We start from the raw sequence: 19,405 nt of genomic DNA on the forward strand, positions 1-19,405 counted from the left end.
AAAAAGCTGACACGTTCCGCAACGAGCGGGCGTGTCAGCTTTTTATTAGGATTGTCTTGTTTTGATTTCGATTTCTTTTACCTGGTGTCCATCGATTTCCAATACTTTAAATTCATACTTGTCGACAGTGAACGTCGTACCTTGTATGGGCTCCATATCATGGGTAAGAACCCATCCTCCTATTGTATCAACATCGTCATGTTCGATCGATGTTCCGAGATATTCGTTGATATCATTGATTAAAGCTTTTCCATCTACAACGATGCTTCCGTTCTCTTCCTTTCGGATAGGAGGTTTTTCATCAGTATCAAATTCATCCTGAATTTCTCCTACGATCTCCTCAAGAATATCTTCGACGGTTACGAGCCCAGCCGTACCTCCGTATTCATCCACTACAATGGCGATATGACTATGGGTTTTTTGCATTTTAGCAAGAAGCTTTTTGATAGGTGTAGATTCGATTACATGATGGATCGGATGAATGTAGTCTTCTAATAAAAGCTCTTCTCCCCACTTATATTGAGTAAGAACTTCCTTAATATTAACAACACCTACAATTTTATCTTTATCACCATCCGCGATTGGATAGCGGGTGTACTTCCCACTCTTCATGATCGTTAGGTTTTCCTCAGTCGTATTATCGAGGAATAAACACGTCATTTCTGTTCTTGGTATCATGATTTCTTTAGCTAAGCGCTCATCAAACTCAAAAATGTTATTAACAAATTCCATCTCTGACTGATTGATTTCTCCACTTTTATAACTTTCGGATAAAATGATGCGGAGTTCTTCTTCAGAATGCGCCTGTTCATGTTCATTAGCTGGTGGTAGTCCAAAGAGACGAACGATTCCACGAGCAGAACCGTTTAACGCCCAAATGAATGGATACATGATGCGGTAAAACCAAATGAGTGGCTGAGCTGTTAATAAACTGACTTTTTCAGCTTTTTGAATCGCAAATGTTTTGGGTGCGAGTTCACCGAGCACCACGTGTAGAAACGTGATAATGATGAATGCTAATGCGACTGATATGGTACTAGTCATTGCAGATGGAAGATCGATCAACTCGAAAACAGGATGGAGTAAGTGTTCTACAGTGGATTCACCTAGCCACCCTAGTGCAAGTGCTGTAATTGTAATCCCGAGCTGACAGGCAGAAAGGTAACCATCCAAATTGCCGAGCACCTTTTGAACAGATTTTGCTTTCTTATCTCCTTCTTTCGCTAAGGCATCGATTTTTGTTTTGCGTATTTTCACAATAGCAAATTCAGATGCAACAAAGAACGCTGTTAACACGATTAATAAAATAACGACAATAATTTTTATGATTTCCAATAGAGCCCTTACTGTCGCGTAAGGGTTCACCTCCTATACACTGAGTTACATCACCTTTATTATAACGATATTTACCTTAATAATGTCAGATTAAACACGTAGTTACGTTTTAGTTTCTTCACTATTGAATGAATTATCACCACAACCTGCTCAGTTGTGATTGCTAGCGTTATTTCTATGTCGTGCTGTATGATGAAGCTGAATGAAGACGGTAGAAATAAGGAGAGAAATAAAGTGGCTAAAGTAATGGTGATTTATAAAAAACCGACGGATGAGACAAACTTCACGAAGTACTACGAAAACGAACACATGAACCTTGTCCAGCAAGTTCCCTACATTCGGAAAGCTGAATTAGACTATGTTACTGCAGCAATGAACACAGATGAATCATACTACCTCGCAACCACCATTGAATTTGAATCAAAACAACGAATTGGAGAAGCATTACAATCTCCAGAATGGGCGAGAGTAACGGAAGATGCGGAAAATATGATGAAGTTTCTACCCGAGCCTCCACTTGTGCTTATTACAGAATAAAGGATCGTCCCCCCTACAAATAAGCCCTCAATTCGAGGGCTATTTTTGTTGGGATACGATTAGAGCAGCCCTCACCTTTCTGACGAATACCTCATAAACTAATACACGAAATGTATGGGGGGAAATTTCATGGATGAACTGATAATCTTGCTAATCCTTTTTATTCTCCTAATCATCATTTTGCTTTTTGTAACGGATGTATTTTAAGCATCTTTGAGGCCAGGGTATATAAATCTTACTAAATATGGTTAGATGCCCATCCCTTACAATCAATGTTCACATATAGTATTAGTAACCTTCGAGGAAAGGGGGTTTTCAAATGAGCGGTGGAAAAGAGAACGTGCGCCCTGCTGGTTACGGTAAAGGGTTTGCATTGATCGTAGTGTTGTTTATCCTACTAATTATTGTTGGTGCAGCGGCAGTTGGAGGAGCTAATACAGGCCCAGGACCTTGCTGCTATGGAAAAGGTGGTTATGGCGGTTACGGCTACTAAACCTTTCTTTATATCATAATTAGAAGGGAGGTTTTTTTATGAGCTATGGATATGGTCAAGGTTTCGCGCTAATCGTAGTTTTGTTCATTCTTTTGATTATCGTAGGAGCAGTTTGGGCTTACTAATATAAGTGAAGCACCCTTTCAAAGGGTGCTTTTATTTATTTTTATATATAATACTTACATTTACTTAATAATATATGTTCTTTACTTAAAGGAATTGATTTATTCATTACGTAGACTTATAATGGTAGTGAATGGAAGAGAGGGGTGCCGATGTATCAAGAGGAGCGCATGCTATCGATTCTTGAGTATTTAAAGAAAAATGAGCGTATTTCGGTCGAACAGATATGTGAACGTTTTGAGGTTTCAAGAGATACTGCAAGAAGAGATCTTGTTCGATTGGAAGAAGAAGGAGCAGTGACACGTACAAGGGGTGGAGCGGTTCTGCCACAATTACGTCATGAGATTAAATCTTATCAGGATCGATTGTCATTAGTGTCAAAAGAAAAACACCTTATTGGACAGCGAGCTGCTGAATACATAAATCCAGGAGATATTGTCATTCTTGATGCATCTACAACGGTTCAGGCGTGTGCGGAGTATCTCATCCATAAACATGCGGTCATTTTAACGAATTCGATTCATCAGGCTGATATCCTTTCAAGCGGAGAACACTTGGATATTCATCTTCTAGGTGGGAAGCTCGAAAAGGAACATTTCTTCCTTTATGGATCTAGTGTTGTTGAAAAGGTAGCGTCTTATAATGCAGATGTAGCGTTTATCGGAGTAATCGGTATAACGGAACAGGGATTAACGATTGCGCATGAAGAGGACGGTATGGTGAAGCGTAAGATGATTGAACAGGCAAAACATGTTATTGTTCTTGCCGATTCATCGAAATTTGGTCAATCAGAGTTCTTTACGTTTGCCAAATTAGATGATGTTGATGTCATTATTACGGACCAATTGCCTGAACTTGTTTTTCAAGAGATGCTTCATAATCATAGTGTTGAAATCGTGATTGCAGAAGGAACATCATAATTTTCTAGCAACAGCTTAGGCTGTTGGCATATATAATGGACCGGCGTAACCTTATGGGCGTAACGGTCCGTTTTCTTTTTAAGCATATTTATTGGAGTAGATGTATTCACCTGTTATGATTGAACTGTAATAATTAAATTTACACATCAAGGGAGACCTTTATATATGAAATTGAGTGTATTGGATCAATCACCCGTATCAAAGAATAAGACAGCGATTGAAGCTCTAAAAGAAACCACCGAATTAGCAAAAGAAACCGAGAAGCTTGGCTATCATCGTTTTTGGGTATCAGAACATCATAGTACGAAAAGTCTTGCTGGCTCTAGTCCTGAAGTTTTGATTTCTCACTTAGCAGCAAACACAAGTCGTATGAGAATCGGTTCAGGAGGTGTGCTATTACCTCACTATAGTTCGTATAAAGTAGCTGAGAATTTTAGAATGCTTGAATCATTGAACCCTGGTCGAATTGACTTAGGTTTAGGGCGAGCACCTGGTGGAATGCCTAACGTTACGAGAGCATTAGCAGATGGGAACCGAAGAGATATCGATCGATATCCTGAACAAATCGATGAACTTACAAGTTATCTTAAGGGACGCGCCTCTTCCTATAGTGTTCATGCCACACCTCTAGGAGAATCTACGCCTGACATATGGTTACTTGGCTCAAGCGGAGGTAGTGCGAGAATAGCTGCAAACAAAGGGTTATCATTTTCGTTTGCACATTTTATAAACGGGTATGGTGGTACAAACGTAGTAGATAAGTATCGCGAACGTTTTACACCATCAGAATTTAACGACACGCCAAAAACAAACGTTGCTGTGTTTGTGGTGTGTGGTGAAACAGAGGAAGAAGCAGAGTACCTAGCATCGAGTCTTGATCTTGCTATATTACTAATTGAACAAGGTAAATCTGGAACAGGCTTTCCATCACCAGATGAAGCGATGCAATTTCCCTACTCTGTGTTTGATAAAGCACGAATCAGGGAAAATAGAAATCGTATAATTGTTGGCGACCCTAAGCAAGTGAAACAGAAAATCGAAGATCTTTGTGAAATGTACCAAACCGACGAAGTCATCGTGAACACCATTACGTATGATTTTAACGCTAGGTTAAAGTCGTATCGTTTATTAGCGAAAGAGTTCGGTCTATGACTAACCGTTGCTCTTGACAAATTTAACTGTAATAATTAATATTACATTATGCGATGACGCAGTTGGAACACGATAATCTTCCAAATAAGGAGGGAGAATAATGATGAACCAACTTCATCAACGATCTCAATTTACTAAAGGTGAATGGGTGAAAGGAAAATCAGTTCACGATGAATTAGTGAAAGGATTTGTAGATTCAGTAAATGATTACTTAGGTACGATTAAGATATATGTTCATGAATGCGATAACCCAGAGACAGTTGGAAAGGTTATCGAAACATTTCAAAATAGAATTTCAGTGTTAGAAGAACAGGACCTTGAGAAAGACGAGACCTACATTTTGAATCTTATTGACCTTGCTCTTATTACGAAAGATAAAGAGTGGTTCTTAGAACTTTCAGCTCAGCTCAATGAAATTCGGAGTGGGTCTGAAGAAGCGATTGCCTGTTAAAATTTTCTTGCCAGTTACAAAAGGAGTACGATAGGATGGAATTGAAGAAAGTGTTAGGGGGCGCTAAAATTGAATAGTGATTTTACTCTTGCCGTGCATAGCCTGGCTTTATTAGCAATTAAGCCAGGGCAAATGTCAACAAGTGACTATCTTGCGGGCAGTGCTTCGGTCCATCCTGTGCGTATGAGGAAGATTCTTAGTCTATTAAAGAAAAATGGATATATTGTTTCAAAGGAAGGTGCTGGTGGTGGGTTTACATTGGCATGTAAGGTGGAGGATGTTACGCTTGATAAGATTTACTCATTAACGTCGATCGGCTCATTGAAACCTAAGTGCCCAGATGCAAACCAGTATTGTCTCGTAGGAGCGAACTTATCAGTAGTATTAGGTGACATTTTCACAGATGCTGAGGATCACTTAACATCGTTTTTGAAGAAATATACCATTCGTGATATTATACAAAGCCTAAAGCAGAAGCAATTTTAAATAATTGTTTTTGTTTTTGGAATAACTGTAACAAAATATATTCTAATTATTCGGGGGTGAGCAAACATGGGAAGTTTGGCATTGAACAAAAGTGTAAAGAAATTCGAAATAAAAGATTGGAATAAGTTAGAACGATCTGGACGAAAGTTGAAACGGAATGAAGGAAGATTTCTTATTCGACCAAAACACACGAATCGTGATGTTTATATCATTAAACAGGGCTGTGTAGCGATCTATCAGGAAGATGATGAAACGCCTTTAGCCATTCTTGGAGCAGATGATGTCCTTGGAAATCGGTCGATTTTTGTGCACCAGAACTTGTATGCCAAAGCTATAACTGATGTTGAGCTCATACAACTCGATCAAGCATCTTATCGCTCTTTGTATCTGGCATATCCAGAGCTTGCTATTAAATTAACTACAGAGTTATCGAAATTAAAGTTAAAACTTGATTTTCCTGAACAACTTCCAAAATCAATTCTTGCAGTCTTCAAAAAGAACGCAAAGTCATTGTTGAATAAGACGACAACTAAAAAAGGTAGATACTGCCACAATTGCTAAACAATATTATTTTATAACTGTAATTAATTGTGTTACATTATTGTGGTATGATACCTAGAGAGAGATTATAGATGGATAGAAAGGGAGAGAATGATGTCTACACACGTTGAGCAAAAACTAGATGCACTTGAAGTTATGAAGGAACGCCATTCCGTAAGAAAATATGAAAAAGGGTTTAAGATTCCTGATGAGGATATGAACGATATTTTGAACGCTACGATCGAAGCTCCATCATCTTGGAACCTTCAACATTGGAAGTTTCTCGTTATTGAAGATGATGAGAAAAAAGAACAGCTTCTGCCAATTGCTTTTAATCAAAAGCAAGTAGTAGATAGTTCTGCAACAATCGTTATTCTAGGTGACACTGAAGCTAACTTGCATGCGGAAGAGGTTTACGGTCAAGCAGTAGAAAATGGCTACATGGACAATGCAGTGAAGGAAACGTTAGTTAGCCAAATTAACGGTGCGTATGAAAGAGAAGGGTTCGCATACAGTGAAGCTGTGAAAAATAGTTCACTAGCTGCGATGCAACTCATGCTAGCTGCTAAAGCAAAAGGATACGATACGATTCCAATGGGTGGCTTCAATCCACAAGCACTTATCAACGAATTCAATATTCCTTCAAGATATGTACCAATCATGCTTATATCAGTTGGTAAAGCAGCAGCTGAAGCGCATGCATCTGCTCGTTTCCCAGTTGAGCGCGTAGTAATTAAAAATAGTTTTTAATCGGATAGATTGCCCATAAGAAGAAGCTGTCAGCATTTGCTGGCAGCTTTTCCTATACTCACTTATTGTTACATGCCTTGAGAGCGTGCTTCTTGCTTTTCTTCTTTTACCTTTTCAAGGAAACGTTTTGTTTCAGCAACAACCACTCCGGAAAGACCGAGTAGTCCGATTAAGTTTGGTAGTGCCATCAGACCGTTGAAAATATCAGCGAGCAGCCACACGACATTTAGTTTTAATGTTGTGCCGATAAATACTGCTAAAACAAATACTATTCGGTAATACTTGATCGAGGCATCTCCAAAAAGATAAGAGAAGCACTTTTCCCCATAATATGACCAGCCCAATACAGTGGAATATGCAAATAGAATTAACCCGACTGTAACAATTAGTGCTCCTGGGACTCCGAGGAATTTCTCGAAAGTAGCTGTTGTAAGAGCTGCACCATTAAGGTCGCCCATATAAAGGTCACCCATTACGAGTGCAATTCCAGTGATGGAACATACAACAATCGTATCGATAAACACCTGTGTCATTGATACGAGTGCCTGGCGACCAGGATAGTCAGTCTTAGCAGCTGCGGCTGCAATTGGGGCAGACCCTAGACCGGCTTCATTAGAGAAAACACCTCGAGCAACACCATAACGAATCACAGCACCGATTGCACCACCTGCCACTGCTTCACCGCTGAAAGCATCAGAGAAAATTAGCGACACAGCTGCAGGGATAAGGTCTATATTCATAAGTAAAACGATAAGGCCGCCGATCACATAAAAAAGCGCCATAACTGGGACGAAGAATGCTGTAACACGTCCAATGCTTTTAATTCCTCCAAGAATAACGAGGCCCGTGAGAACCATTAAAACAAGGCCTGTAATCCATGGAGCGATTCCGAACGTTGCTACTGCATCTGCAACGGAATTCGACTGAACCATGTTTCCAATTCCAAACGCTGCAAATGCCCCAAAGAATGCAAAGATCATACCAAGCCACTTCATGTTGAGACCTTTATCAAGATAATACATAGGCCCCCCGGACATCTCACCATTCGAATTTACTGTCCGATATTTAACTGCTAGTATAGCTTCTGCATATTTCGTAGCCATTCCGAATAGCGCACTGATCCACATCCAGAGAACAGCACCTGGCCCACCAACGAATACCGCTGTTGCTACACCTGCAATGTTTCCAGTACCGATTGTTGCAGCGAGCGCTGTCATCAATGCCTGGAAATGGGAGATGTCTCCTTCAGAGGATTTATCTTGTTTTCTAGAAAACGCTTGTTTTAATGCAAAAGGTAGCATCGTAAACTGCAAAAATCCTAGACGAAGAGTAAGAAAAATCCCCGTTCCAACCAGGAGGATTAGAAGGGGCCATCCCCACACGAATCCACTAATATTACTTAATACTGATTCCAAAATAAAATCCCCTTTCATATGTAGTTCAATACTAAATATTCTAATAATTCACCGCGAATCCCTTTTAAATTACACAAATCGACTTCATTATCTTTTTTTTAGCAGCCTTTTCGATAAAAAGTTGAAGTTAGAGCGTCCATGTGTTTATTTGCTCTGCTTATGAGGAAAATAACAGAGGTGAAGGCATTTAAAGGAGGAAGATAGTTGTGAAAGTACTCGTAATTGGTGCAAACGGACAAGTTGGTACACATGTTATTAAGAGTCTTGCAGAAAGAGGACACGATCCAGTAGGGATGGTGAGAGATACTGATCAAATAAAAGCGATCGAGGACGCTGGTGGCAAAACTGTACTAGGTGACCTAGAAAAAGATTTCTCCCATGCTATGTACGGATGTGAAGCCGTTGTCTTTGCAGCAGGATCTGGCCCGCACACAGGTGCAGATAAAACGATTTTAATCGACCAGGAAGGTGCGATTAAATCTATTGACGAAGCAAAACGACAAGGAATCAAAAGGTTTGTCTTATTAAGCACTGTAGGCGCCGATTATCCAGAAAAGGGCCCTGATAATATGAAGCCTTATCTCTATGCGAAAAAACGTGCTGATGAGCATTTGAAATCCACAAACTTAACCTATACGATTCTACGTCCAGGAAGACTTTCAGACGAAGCTGCTAACGGACAAATTCGTGCAGCTGAAACGCTTGAAGACAAGTCCGGACAGATTCCACGTGAAGATGTGGCTAACGTACTTGCGGAAATCGTAGAAAATGAAAACACCTTCAATAAAACGTTCGAGATATTAAATGGTGAGATCAACATCAGTGATGCTCTAGGTCAATTATAAAAAGAGAAATCTTTGGAGAGACCCAGTGAGGGTCTCTTTTCTTATGTGAGAAACGAATCGTATAGTTGTGTCTAAAACGGTCATTATCATTGACGTCGAAATCATACTGATGGTAATGTATAAAGGTCGTCAGTTGAAAGCGTTAACACGTTGGAGGAGTAGAGGAAATGGACATCTTAGAACTTCTAAAAATAGTGAATGGATTTCTTTGGGGAGCACCAAGCTTAATTCTTTTGTTTGGTACAGGTGTGTTTTTGACACTGATATTAAAAGGGCTTCAGTTCAGGAAGCTCGGCTATGCATTCAAGCTCGCATTTTCAAAAGAGAAAGCGGAGGATACTTCTGCTGAAGGTGATGTTAGTAACTACAAAGCACTTATGACATCATTGGCAGCTACGATAGGGAATGGAAATATTGCCGGTGTTGCAACAGCGATTACGATTGGGGGGCCAGGCGCTGTATTTTGGATGTGGGTCGTTGGGTTATTTGGAATGGCTACAAAATACGGTGAAGCCCTCCTTGCAATGAAATACCGTGTGAAAAATGATAAAGGTGAGTACGCTGGTGGACCGATGTACTATGTTGAACAAGGTCTTGGGTCAAAGTGGAAGTGGCTTGCCATTTCATTTGCGCTATTCGGTGCAATTGCTTCACTCGGAATTGGGAATAGTGTTCAATCAAACACCATTGCGAGTGTTGTAGGAGAAAGTTTTAATATCGATGGATGGATAACGGGAGCAATTGTAGCAGGACTTACTTCTTTGATCATTTTCGGAGGGGTAAAACGTATCAGCTCAGTAGCCGGTTTTTTTGTGCCGATTATGGCTGTACTCTACATAGTAGGGGCTTTGATCATCATCTTATTAAATGTTGATGCTATAATTCCTGCAATGAAGTTAATCTTCACTTACGCCTTTTCACCAATCTCGGCAGTGGGCGGTTTTTCAGGAGTAATCGTTATGGAAGCTGTGAAATCTGGAGTTTCCAAAGGAATCTTCTCGAACGAAGCTGGTCTTGGGACAGCAGCTCTAATCGCTGGTAATGCAAAAGCAGAACATCCTGTAAGACAGGCGCTTGTAGCGATGACAGGTACATTTATCGTTACAATCATTGTTTGTACGATGACAGCATTAGTGCTACTTATTACTGGATTCTGGGATCCAACAGGAGGAGATCTATCAGGTGTCGTTCATAACTCTGATTTAGAAGCAGGAGCATTGACTACTGCGGCCTTTGGCTCGAGTCTTGGTATGATCGGTGAATATATCGTTACCTTCTCAGTTATCTTCTTTGGTTTTTCTACGATTCTAGGTTGGTATGTATACGGATACAAATGTTTTGAATATTTAGCAGGGACTAAATTTACTACGTATTATGGAATCGTATATATCCTAGCATGCTTTGTTGGAACGATAGCAAACCTGACAACAGTGTGGGCATTTGCTGATATGGCTAATGCACTTATGATGATTCCTAACTTGATCGCTTTGTTACTACTATATAAAGTGATAAAAAGTGAAACAGATGACTATTTCAATCGATACTTAGGTGAAATAGAAGTTAAAAAAGCGAGTTGATCGCATAACAGAAAAGACGCTTCGTCCTATGAAAAGGAGAAGCGTCTTTTTTTATGTTACTACTATTCTACTTTGAGATCAGTGAACACGACGAGGCGTTCTTCATGGGTGCCATGAGACTGACTGAAGTTACCTGTGCACGTGATGAGGTTGAGATTGGCGTCATCCGTTGGTCCAAAGATTTTTTCAATAGGTGCATTCTGAAAAGGGTATCTCTCTTTCCCTGTTACAACGAACGTAAGTGTTTCTCCATCCTTATCGGTTATAAATACTTCATCACCCTCTGATAGATCTTCAAGATGGTAGAAAACAGAGGGTCCTGTTTTGCTATCTACATGTCCTGCTATGACGGAATTTCCGGTTGATCCAGGTTGGAAGCCAGGTTCAAACCATCCGACATTTACGTGATTGGATGGAACACCCATCTGACCGTTTTCCAGTATACCGACATTCTCGACTTTTGCTTCAACCTCAATAGAAGGAATCTCGACAGAAACAGGGATTATGCCTCCCTGACTAGACTCTGGAACTTTATTTGCATTTTCATCGATTGATTGTTTTACGTTGTCATATGCTACATCGGAATCATTTTCAATTTCTACTTTTTTAACTCGTTCTGAATCCGTTTCAGCAGTTGATGAATAGTTATTTGTATAACCAGTAATCAGAAGAAAGATGATTACTGCAGTAACTAGAGACATGACTATTTTCACGGTATCACCTCGTTTGCTCTATAGCGGATTTAATAAGCTAACGATTCGATCGAATGTTTGGATCACTCTTTTCTTCTTTTTTTACGATGACGTAGCAGAAAAAATACGGCTACTAAGGTAAGTGGCACGAGTACTGGCGATAACCCAAAGAGAAATACCACTGTTTTTGAGAAGAAATGAAGGATGCCATTTGCTGTTTTCATAAACAGCTGCTTCGCCTCATCAATCGTACTGTCATCACCTTCGCCTAGAGATGGGACTGTGATTTTACTTTCTTCTAATGAGATCGTAACCGTTGAATAGTCACTCTGATTGTTTAAATACTTCATCCTCCCTTTTAATTGTTCGATTTCTTCTTGTATTTGTGAGAGGTCATTTGAAATAGCCAGTAAATCCTCTGTTTTTTCAGCTTTCTTTAAGAAAGATTCCAACCTACTTTTGACATTTTCTTTTGCTTTAAGCCTTGCTTCTAAATCCACAAATTCTTCTGTTACATCACTGCCTGAAATGGATTTCTCTGGTGTGCCCTTTCCAATTGTTTCAGCTTTATCAAGAAAAGGGTAAAAGTTATTTTGAGGAACCCGTACAGTCATTGAACCATAGTTCGTGTTTTCTTCGGAGAAAGTATTAGCCTCAACAATGTATCCGTTATTTGACTCTAAGAGCTGTTCCAGTCGGTCGGTGGCTTTAGAAAGGTCTTCTACTGTTATGGATAAATTCGCATGAAAGATTACTTTTCGATCTGTCTGAAGTTTTGGCATGTCCATAGCTTTATCCGAAGAAGAGGATTCGCTAGTATCGTTCCCTTTTCCTTCTTCGGCATTTCCAGCCATATCCTCAGTTGCAAATTCAACTCGATCGGCGCTCTCAGACTGGTTTTGTTCTGAGCTGCAAGCTGTAATAAGAAAGATCGATAAGGCGATTACACATATCAATACCTTGTTCATTCCTTTTCCCCCCTCATCCTTTATACAACTAAACGTACTAAGAAAGGGATAGGTTACAAGTCATGGTATGATAATTCGTAACTCTTGCTAAAGGAGGTTATTATTTCTTTGTTTACTTTCTTAGAGAATTCCATTATGAAAGATACCTTGATTACCACAATCGTAATCGTAAGCATCATCCTATTTAGATTCATTGGAAAAGCACTTCTTTTCAAAAGAAAAGGATTTGAAAAGCATGAGAGCAGAGTAGCCGTACTTTCATTTTTGAATTGGGTTGTGTTGTATGCGATTCTTGTTTTCCTATTGCTCTACTATTCCGAGTATGCCTGGATGAGTCAAGAGTTGTTTACGATCGGTGATGTTGAAATATCATTACTTATTATTCTGATCGCATTGTTCATTATTACTCTCGCAAACAGGTTATCGAAGATATTCACCTCATTACTTATGCCTCCTTTGTATGATCACTACAGGTTAGATACAGGTTTGCAATTTACGTTTAATCGAGTTTTTCATTATTCATTAATGGTGATCGCGGTAATTATTAGTTTAACTACAGTTGGAATCGACTTAAGTGCATTGACGATTTTTGCCGGGGTAATCGGTGTTGGAATTGGTTTTGGGATGCAGAACATTGCCAATAATTTCATTTCCGGACTTATTATTTTGTTCGAACGGCCAATTAAAGTAGGGGATCGAGTCATTATCAATGACATCATTGGCGATGTTGAAAAAATAAAAATGCGAGCAACGATTATTCGAACGTTAGATAATGAACGCATCATCATGCCAAACTCATATTTTATTGAAGAGCAAGTTGTAAATCACTCTTACGGAGACAACCGCCTGCGTCTAGTAGTTCCAATCGGTGTCGCCTATGGTTCTGATGTTGAACTGATTCGGGAGTTGCTTCATCAAGTTGCAAAAGAAGAAAAACAAAACTCGATGTATGTACTTGAGAAGCCGAATCCGTTCGTGAACTTTATTGGATTTGGAGACTCATCTTTAGATTTTCAGTTGTTCATTTGGATTTCTTCACCTAAAGCAGCGGTAGAAACGAGAAGCAATCTTAATTTTCGAATCAATAAGGTGCTTGCAGAAAACAATGTTGAAATACCATTCCCACAACGTGATTTGCATGTAAGAAGTGTAAATGAAGCGGTTATAGAACAGCTGAAAAATTAAGCACGAATCAATTTCACATAATTTCACACACTTATCACGAAATTTCTTCCGCAATTATTGTCCATAATGAAGAGTGTAAGGATAATAATTTGAAGGGAGATTGAATGAATTGAAAAAGTGGTTGGTAGGTATTGTAGGATCCGTAGTCATTGCGGGAGGATTAGCCGGAGTTAATGCGAATGCCTCATCTGGAGACGCATTAGTGGATGCTGAGGTAAGTTCTGAGCAAGGACAGCTTGAAAATCATCACCATAAAAGAGGTTTCCATAAGGAAGGAATGGGAAACAAGAAAGAGAATCATGAGTTGATGGGAACGATCTTCCAAAAGCAAGAAAAGCTGATTAATGTGTTGCTCGATAAAAATGCCTCAGCGATTGATGGAGTTGAAGAACTTCAGAGTGAGTTAACAAATGTTAATAAGCAGTTAAATGCACTTCATGAAGAAGCAAAGACTGCTCATGAGAAAATGAAGGCGCAAAAACAACAATGGAAAGATGGCGAGCGACCTGAAATCACTGATGAAGAAAAAGAGGAACTAAAAGCGAAGTTCAGTGAAATGAAAGAAAAGCGAGAAGAAGCCATTGAATTAGCGAAAAAGAAAGACGAAATACTTACTCAATTAATTGAAAAACTAAGCTAATCTCTGAGAGATAGGGTTTCCTATCTCTTTTTGTATGCTCATATTCGTTGTTGTAATAGAAGGTTCATGATTTCCTTGCTTTCCTCTTCACTAAGTAATCCGATTTTACAGCATAATTGTGTATAACCGGCTAGCTTCTTCAGGCATGTATGTGGTTGTTTTCTCATGTTGAGCTCATCTCCTTTTTCCTTAGGGAAACATTTTTAGGTATAAACAATATATGCTGAATGGAAACAAAAGTGTTAGGCAAAACAAAGACTTTATACCCAAAAACGAATAAATGCTTTTTTGTCCTTGTTCGAATTTAGAATGTACGATAAGATAATGGTATCGATATTTAGTGTTTATTCAACGTGTATAATACTACATATAGATTTGTTGAACATTAATTAAATAATGATTGAGTATGCGGTGTCGTATAACGACTTAATAGGGAATCCGGTTAGAATCCGGAGCTGTCCCCGCAACTGTCGTGTGGACGAAGCAAATGCCACTGGATGATGATCCGGGAAGGCTTGCTGAGGAAGAAACACGTAGCCAGTAGACCTGCCTGTACTCAAATCGTTTCTATTCTTCGGGGATTGAGGATGAGAAGTGGCAATAAGGATGCAGGCCATTCCTGGATTTCACCCTTGTCATATTCTCAAGCTCACTCATTGAAGAGTGAGCTTTTTATTTTGTCTAAAAGGAGAGGGTTTTATGAGTTATACGGTTGATCTAGCTGAACATGAAATTATAAAAGAGGCAAAAGGGATTCTGGAACGTTTTTCTTATCTAACTAGTGAAGGATTTTTAAATAAGGTAGTAAACGGAGTTTCAGGAGAAGAGACTGATCAAGATTTAGAGCGAATGTTGGTTTTGCATGCACTCGAGCGAATAACAGCTGAAGAACCAGATTGGACTTTTGTGGCAGCGGCTTTTCATCTTCGTTCCCTGTATAGGAATGCGACTCAAAAACGTGGAGAAGAAGTGGTGTACTGTGAGGGGGCATTCCACCGCTTATTAAAGGCTCTTACAGAACAAGGAATCTACAACTCTGATCTTTTGAAAAGCTATAGTGAAAAGGAAATCGAACAACTTACAGAAATCATTGAGCCAGAACGAGATAGCCTTTTTACGTACATTGGTTTAAGAACACTGGCAGACCGCTACTTAACTAAAGATTACGAGAATAATATTGTGGAAATGCCTCAAGAACGCTTTCTTGTGATTGCGATGTTGCTGATGATGAAGGAACCAGAGAATAATAGATTAGAACTTGTTAAAGAAGCCTACTGGGCAATTTCGAATCTCTATATGACAGTTGCTACACCTACTCTTGCTAATGCTGGGAAAACATATGGACAACTGAGTTCTTGCTTTATCGATACGGTAGATGATAGTTTGCGAGGCATTTATGACAGCAATACCGATGTTGCAACAGTATCCAAAAACGGTGGTGGAATCGGTGCTTATCTTGGAAAGATTAGAGCGAGAGGAAGTGATATTAAAGGGTACAAAGGAAACTCCTCTGGAGTACTTCCTTGGATGAAGCAATTAAACAACACGGCGGTAAGCGTTGATCAGCTGGGACAACGCCAAGGAGCCGTTGCCGTATATCTTGATGTCTGGCATCGAGATATTATTGAATTTCTTGATGCAAAATTAAATAACGGTGATGAACGGATGAGGACGCACGACCTTTTCACGGGAGTTTGCATACCTGATGTATTTATGGAGACTGTCGAACAACGTGATGACTGGCATTTGTTTGATCCTCATGAGGTTCGACAGGTGATGGGCTTTTCACTTGAAGATGCTTACGATGAAGCACAAGGAGATGGTGATTTCAGAAGGGAATATACGCAGTGTGTGAATAGCAAGGAGTTATCTCGTAAAACCATACCAGCGATCGATATTATGAAACGAATCATGAAATCACAATTAGAAACTGGCACTCCATTTATGTTCTATAGAGATGCAGTAAACCGAGCGAATCCGAATAAGCATAAGGGTATGATCTATAGCTCTAACTTATGTACTGAAATTATGCAAAATATGAGCGCGACCACGGTCGAGGAAGAGGTAACAAAGGACGGAAAGATTGTTATCACAAAAACACCTGGTGACTATGTGGTATGCAACCTTTCGAGTGTTAATCTTGGTAAAGCTGTTCCCGCGGGTGTGCTTGAAAGGTTGATTCCAATTCAAGTTCGAATGCTTGATAATGTGATCGACTGCAACACAATCGAAGTTCCACAAGCGCAACTTACAAATGAGAAATATAGAGGAATTGGTCTAGGTACATTTGGGTGGCATCATCTTCTTGCCAAAAACAAATTAGTTTGGGAGTCGGACGAAGCTGTTCAATATGCAGATGAATTATATGAAACGATCAATTTTTTAACGATAGAAGCAAGTATGGAGTTAGCTCAGGAGAAAGGTGCTTACTCGATGTTTGAAGGATCAGATTGGCAGAATGGTGCTTACTTTGAACGAAGGAGGTATCACTGTGAAAAATGGCTAGCACTCAAAGAAAAAGTCCAGAGTAGTGGTCTTCGTAATGCAAACTTATTAGCAGTTGCACCGAATAGTTCTACAAGCTTGATTGCCGGTTCTACTGCCTCGATCGACCCAATTTTTCGGAAAGAATACTCTGAGGAGAAGAAAGATTATAAAATTCCGGTAACTGCACCAGATCTAACACCTGAAACGACCTGGTATTACAAATCTGCATACCATATTGACCAATTATGGAGCATCGAGCAGAACGCCGCTCGACAGCGCCATGTCGATCAGTCGATTTCATTTAACATCTATGTGCAAAATACAGTTAAGGCGAAAGATCTCTTGAACATTCACCTGACAGCATGGAAAAAAGGGTTAAAAACAACATACTACGTCAGAAGCACATCAGTAGATATTGAGGATTGCGAAAGCTGCTGAAGTTAGGAGGAAGATTATGAATACGATTCAGAAAAGGAAAATATATGATCGTACAGCACCTAATCGATCCAGCGGGATTATTAATGGAAAGAGTTCCAATGTACTAAACTGGGATGATACAAGGTTTAGCTGGACTTATCCAATGTATAAGAACATGTTGGGTAATTTTTGGACACCATTCGAAATTAACATGTCACAAGACGTAAAGCAGTGGGAATCTTTATCTAAGGAAGAACAGGAAACGTTTAAGAAAATCATAGGTCTGCTTGCATTTCTTGATTCGATTCAGACAGATTACTCGAGCAAAGTAGCAGATTATTTAACAGACTCTAGTTTATCTGCTCTTATGCAAGTTCTTTCTTTCCAAGAAGTCATTCATAACCAATCCTATAGCTATGTGCTCTCATCGCTTGTGTCTAAGCAGGAACAAGATCGCATTTTCGAGTATTGGAAGCATGATGAAATCTTACTGGAGAGAAATGAATTCATAGCATCAGGTTATGAGAGGTTTGTAGAAAATCCATCTCCTCAAACGTTCTTTGAATCGATTGTTTATGACATCATTTTAGAAGGATTGTTTTTCTATGCAGGATTTGCCTTCTTCTATAACTTAGCGCGTAATCAAAAGATGGTATCGACTTCAACAATGATCAATTATATCAATCGTGATGAACAGCTTCATGTCACCCTTTTTGTGAATATCGTCAAAGAATTATTCAATGAACAGCCTCAACTGAATACAGAGGAAAACCATCGTTTTATTACAGAAACCTTTAAGAAAGCAGCAGAATTAGAGATGAAATGGGGAGAAGAGATCATAGGAAATAGATTTATAGGAATCTCACAAAATGAGCTCAACGATTATATTAAATTTATGACCAATAAACGTGTGAATCAGCTCGGAATTGAGAGGCCTTTCGAAGGCTATCGAGAAAACCCAATGCGTTGGATTAAAGCCTATGCTGATGTGAACTCTGGAAAGAGCGATTTCTTTGAACAGAAATCAAGACAATATACGAAGGTATCTGATGATAATGGATTTGATGAGTTATAGAAGAGAGAAGGGAACCTACTGTGATGGTAGGTTCTTTTCTTATTTTAATTGAATGCCGAACTCCTCCAATAAATCCTTTAGTGCTGGACGTTCATTCCCATCTCGTCCTACCACATGTGTTGCCTGAGTCAACGAATTGAGTACAGCTTCTTCTGTGGCTTCCCCGACTGCTCGAAAAGGAAGATCAATATCTTCTTCATGAATGGTTTTTATCTCCAAAGGCACTGACGACTTCTCATGTGGCACTTTGTTAGCTGTTGAGAAACCGACAATTATTTCACCACTGCCTGTTGTTATGATAGACCCTGTTCTTGATAAGCCTGTAACAGATCGCTTGATGATTCGGTTTAACTGCCGCTCAGAAACAGGAAGGTCTGTGGCTACGATGATCATTACGGAGCCTTTATCTTTTTCTTCCCATTTACTTTGAAGACTAGCTTTAAGCTCTTCACCAATCGCTCTTCCTTTAATTCGTAAATCACGTAAAATACCAAAGTTTGTTATGACCAGAACACCTAATGTGTATGTACCATGTGTCATCTCCATCTTTCTAGATGAAGTGCCTACACCACCTTTTAATGAATAACACAGCATCCCTGTACCTGCTCCGACAGTACCTTCATCCACACTACTCGAAGCGGTAGTGATTGCCTCCTGGACGTGCTCTTTCTTAACGTATTTCGCGCGAATGTTATTCAAAAACATATCATTGCACTCACCAACGATCGGATTGACTGTTCCCGTAGATTTGCCGATTTCGGGGCATTGTTCAAGCATATAATCGAATAGTCCATCCGAAACTGTTCCTATGCTGAGTGTATTTGTTAAAAGGATTGGGGTTTCCAATGTTCCAAGTTCGCTCATTTGAATCGTCCCCAATGATTTTCCGAAACCATTAATTACATGATTTGATGCAATGCATTTTTCTCTGAATGTGTTTCCTTGATGAGGTAGGATCGCTGTTACGCCTGTTTGCATGTCGCCGTTACTAAGAGTGACATGTCCAACAGTAACTCCTCGAACATCAGTTATGGAATTGAGGGGACCTGCCTTTAATTCTCCAATGGATATACCATAATCTCTTAATCTTAGTTTCTGCATCTTACCCCACCTTTCTTATTTCATCATACTCTTAATGTTGTGAAAGGAAAATATGATCAGGTCGTCTATGGAGAAGTGATCGACAACTGGCCGTCTTGATCCACCTATCTAGTTCGTTGAATGTGCTATAATTAATGAAGGAATTGTAAATTTCTATCGGTGATAGTTCATATGCTTTTAATAATAGATAATAAGATTAAGTTGAAAGAGAGTGGA

Annotated in this window: 21 protein-coding genes and 1 riboswitch; of the genes, 15 read left to right on the forward strand and 6 right to left on the reverse strand. The window is 39.4% G+C overall.

Going from position 1 to position 19,405, the window contains the following annotated elements; translation table 11 throughout:
- Positions 1 to 45: 45 nt before the first annotated feature.
- A complete protein-coding gene (locus SJY16_RS04060) occupies positions 46 to 1,335 on the reverse strand; it encodes a hemolysin family protein (RefSeq protein WP_377887801.1) in 1,290 nt (429 codons plus the stop codon).
- A gap of 234 nt (positions 1,336 to 1,569) precedes the next feature.
- On the opposite strand from SJY16_RS04060, the gene SJY16_RS04065 reads away from it, so the two are divergent.
- The 9 genes from SJY16_RS04065 (at position 1,570) to SJY16_RS04105 (ending at position 6,787) form a co-directional block, all read left to right on the forward strand.
- On the forward strand, positions 1,570 to 1,872 hold the full coding sequence (locus tag SJY16_RS04065; RefSeq protein WP_377887802.1) for an EthD family reductase: 303 nt from the start codon (positions 1,570 to 1,572) through the stop codon (positions 1,870 to 1,872).
- Between the two features lie 319 nt (positions 1,873 to 2,191).
- Complete coding sequence (locus SJY16_RS04070) at positions 2,192 to 2,365, forward strand: YjcZ family sporulation protein (protein ID WP_377887803.1); 174 nt, start codon at positions 2,192 to 2,194, stop codon at positions 2,363 to 2,365.
- A gap of 38 nt (positions 2,366 to 2,403) precedes the next feature.
- Positions 2,404 to 2,490, forward strand: a complete 87-nt coding sequence (locus SJY16_RS04075) for a YjcZ family sporulation protein (protein ID WP_136948892.1) — start codon at positions 2,404 to 2,406, stop codon at positions 2,488 to 2,490.
- Between the two features lie 150 nt (positions 2,491 to 2,640).
- Positions 2,641 to 3,408, forward strand: a complete 768-nt coding sequence (locus SJY16_RS04080) for a DeoR/GlpR family DNA-binding transcription regulator (RefSeq protein WP_377887804.1) — start codon at positions 2,641 to 2,643, stop codon at positions 3,406 to 3,408.
- Between the two features lie 165 nt (positions 3,409 to 3,573).
- Positions 3,574 to 4,560 carry an LLM class flavin-dependent oxidoreductase gene (locus SJY16_RS04085; RefSeq protein ID WP_377887805.1) on the forward strand — a complete coding sequence of 329 codons (987 nt, stop codon included), beginning with the start codon at positions 3,574 to 3,576 and terminating at the stop codon, positions 4,558 to 4,560.
- A 100-nt stretch (positions 4,561 to 4,660) separates the two neighbouring features.
- Complete coding sequence (locus SJY16_RS04090) at positions 4,661 to 5,011, forward strand: IDEAL domain-containing protein (protein WP_377887806.1); 351 nt, start codon at positions 4,661 to 4,663, stop codon at positions 5,009 to 5,011.
- 69 nt (positions 5,012 to 5,080) lie between these two features.
- Positions 5,081 to 5,497 (forward strand): RrF2 family transcriptional regulator, encoded by a 417-nt coding sequence (locus SJY16_RS04095; RefSeq protein WP_377887808.1) that lies wholly within the window; start codon positions 5,081 to 5,083, stop codon positions 5,495 to 5,497.
- 66 nt (positions 5,498 to 5,563) lie between these two features.
- A complete protein-coding gene (locus SJY16_RS04100; protein ID WP_377887809.1) occupies positions 5,564 to 6,058 on the forward strand; it encodes a Crp/Fnr family transcriptional regulator in 495 nt (164 codons plus the stop codon).
- A 90-nt stretch (positions 6,059 to 6,148) separates the two neighbouring features.
- Positions 6,149 to 6,787: a nitroreductase family protein gene (locus SJY16_RS04105; protein WP_377887811.1), complete on the forward strand. Its 639-nt coding sequence runs from the start codon at positions 6,149 to 6,151 to the stop codon at positions 6,785 to 6,787.
- Positions 6,788 to 6,855: 68 nt separating this feature from the next.
- On the opposite strand, the gene SJY16_RS04110 is transcribed toward SJY16_RS04105, so the two are convergent.
- Complete coding sequence (locus tag SJY16_RS04110; RefSeq protein WP_377887812.1) at positions 6,856 to 8,220, reverse strand: alanine/glycine:cation symporter family protein; 1,365 nt, start codon at positions 8,218 to 8,220, stop codon at positions 6,856 to 6,858.
- A 188-nt stretch (positions 8,221 to 8,408) separates the two neighbouring features.
- Here SJY16_RS04110 and SJY16_RS04115 point away from each other — a divergent pair, with 188 nt between their 5' ends.
- Entirely contained in the window at positions 8,409 to 9,047 is a 639-nt protein-coding gene (locus SJY16_RS04115) for an SDR family oxidoreductase (protein WP_377887814.1), read from the forward strand.
- Between the two features lie 167 nt (positions 9,048 to 9,214).
- On the forward strand, positions 9,215 to 10,624 hold the full coding sequence (locus SJY16_RS04120; RefSeq protein WP_377887815.1) for an alanine/glycine:cation symporter family protein: 1,410 nt from the start codon (positions 9,215 to 9,217) through the stop codon (positions 10,622 to 10,624).
- A 62-nt stretch (positions 10,625 to 10,686) separates the two neighbouring features.
- On the opposite strand, the gene SJY16_RS04125 is transcribed toward SJY16_RS04120, so the two are convergent.
- Positions 10,687 to 11,337 (reverse strand): class F sortase, encoded by a 651-nt coding sequence (locus SJY16_RS04125; RefSeq protein WP_377887817.1) that lies wholly within the window; start codon positions 11,335 to 11,337, stop codon positions 10,687 to 10,689.
- Between the two features lie 62 nt (positions 11,338 to 11,399).
- Positions 11,400 to 12,284 carry a DUF4349 domain-containing protein gene (locus SJY16_RS04130; RefSeq protein WP_377887818.1) on the reverse strand — a complete coding sequence of 295 codons (885 nt, stop codon included), beginning with the start codon at positions 12,282 to 12,284 and terminating at the stop codon, positions 11,400 to 11,402.
- Between the two features lie 108 nt (positions 12,285 to 12,392).
- On the opposite strand from SJY16_RS04130, the gene SJY16_RS04135 reads away from it, so the two are divergent.
- Both SJY16_RS04135 and SJY16_RS04140 read left to right on the forward strand, forming a co-directional pair.
- A complete protein-coding gene (locus tag SJY16_RS04135; RefSeq protein ID WP_377887819.1) occupies positions 12,393 to 13,469 on the forward strand; it encodes a mechanosensitive ion channel family protein in 1,077 nt (358 codons plus the stop codon).
- 109 nt (positions 13,470 to 13,578) lie between these two features.
- Positions 13,579 to 14,109, forward strand: a complete 531-nt coding sequence (locus SJY16_RS04140) for a hypothetical protein (RefSeq protein ID WP_377887820.1) — start codon at positions 13,579 to 13,581, stop codon at positions 14,107 to 14,109.
- 38 nt (positions 14,110 to 14,147) lie between these two features.
- On the opposite strand, the gene SJY16_RS04145 is transcribed toward SJY16_RS04140, so the two are convergent.
- Positions 14,148 to 14,276: a hypothetical protein gene (locus tag SJY16_RS04145; protein WP_377887821.1), complete on the reverse strand. Its 129-nt coding sequence runs from the start codon at positions 14,274 to 14,276 to the stop codon at positions 14,148 to 14,150.
- A gap of 224 nt (positions 14,277 to 14,500) precedes the next feature.
- Positions 14,501 to 14,677, forward strand: a riboswitch (cobalamin riboswitch).
- A 131-nt stretch (positions 14,678 to 14,808) separates the two neighbouring features.
- On the opposite strand from SJY16_RS04145, the gene SJY16_RS04150 reads away from it, so the two are divergent.
- Positions 14,809 to 17,034, forward strand: coding sequence for a ribonucleoside-diphosphate reductase subunit alpha (locus SJY16_RS04150; RefSeq protein ID WP_377887822.1), 2,226 nt, complete (start codon positions 14,809 to 14,811; stop codon positions 17,032 to 17,034).
- A gap of 16 nt (positions 17,035 to 17,050) precedes the next feature.
- Positions 17,051 to 18,088, forward strand: coding sequence for a ribonucleotide-diphosphate reductase subunit beta (locus tag SJY16_RS04155; RefSeq protein ID WP_377887823.1), 1,038 nt, complete (start codon positions 17,051 to 17,053; stop codon positions 18,086 to 18,088).
- Positions 18,089 to 18,127: 39 nt separating this feature from the next.
- On the opposite strand, the gene SJY16_RS04160 is transcribed toward SJY16_RS04155, so the two are convergent.
- Positions 18,128 to 19,189: a DmpA family aminopeptidase gene (locus SJY16_RS04160; protein WP_377887825.1), complete on the reverse strand. Its 1,062-nt coding sequence runs from the start codon at positions 19,187 to 19,189 to the stop codon at positions 18,128 to 18,130.
- Positions 19,190 to 19,405 lie beyond the last annotated feature (216 nt).

It is taken from the genome of Alkalihalobacillus sp. R86527 (genome assembly GCF_042466185.1).
In the GTDB taxonomy this organism is placed as follows: Bacteria; Bacillota; Bacilli; order Bacillales; family Guptibacillaceae; genus Guptibacillus.

Bases quoted from the DNA above. Each gene is read 5' to 3' on its own strand.
- SJY16_RS04130 (WP_377887818.1), bottom strand. From the start codon at position 12,284: ATGAACAAGGTATTGATATGTGTAATCGCCTTATCGATCTTTCTTATT.
- SJY16_RS04090 (WP_377887806.1), top strand. From the start codon at position 4,661: ATGATGAACCAACTTCATCAACGATCTCAATTTACTAAAGGTGAATGG.
- SJY16_RS04155 (WP_377887823.1), top strand. From the start codon at position 17,051: ATGAATACGATTCAGAAAAGGAAAATATATGATCGTACAGCACCTAAT.
- SJY16_RS04150 (WP_377887822.1), top strand. From the start codon at position 14,809: ATGAGTTATACGGTTGATCTAGCTGAACATGAAATTATAAAAGAGGCA.
- SJY16_RS04075 (WP_136948892.1), top strand. From the start codon at position 2,404: ATGAGCTATGGATATGGTCAAGGTTTCGCGCTAATCGTAGTTTTGTTC.
- SJY16_RS04105 (WP_377887811.1), top strand. From the start codon at position 6,149: ATGATGTCTACACACGTTGAGCAAAAACTAGATGCACTTGAAGTTATG.
- SJY16_RS04110 (WP_377887812.1), bottom strand. From the start codon at position 8,220: ATGAAAGGGGATTTTATTTTGGAATCAGTATTAAGTAATATTAGTGGA.
- SJY16_RS04100 (WP_377887809.1), top strand. From the start codon at position 5,564: ATGGGAAGTTTGGCATTGAACAAAAGTGTAAAGAAATTCGAAATAAAA.
- SJY16_RS04160 (WP_377887825.1), bottom strand. From the start codon at position 19,189: ATGCAGAAACTAAGATTAAGAGATTATGGTATATCCATTGGAGAATTA.
- SJY16_RS04120 (WP_377887815.1), top strand. From the start codon at position 9,215: ATGGACATCTTAGAACTTCTAAAAATAGTGAATGGATTTCTTTGGGGA.
- SJY16_RS04080 (WP_377887804.1), top strand. From the start codon at position 2,641: ATGTATCAAGAGGAGCGCATGCTATCGATTCTTGAGTATTTAAAGAAA.
- SJY16_RS04085 (WP_377887805.1), top strand. From the start codon at position 3,574: ATGAAATTGAGTGTATTGGATCAATCACCCGTATCAAAGAATAAGACA.
- SJY16_RS04070 (WP_377887803.1), top strand. From the start codon at position 2,192: ATGAGCGGTGGAAAAGAGAACGTGCGCCCTGCTGGTTACGGTAAAGGG.
- SJY16_RS04145 (WP_377887821.1), bottom strand. From the start codon at position 14,276: ATGAGAAAACAACCACATACATGCCTGAAGAAGCTAGCCGGTTATACA.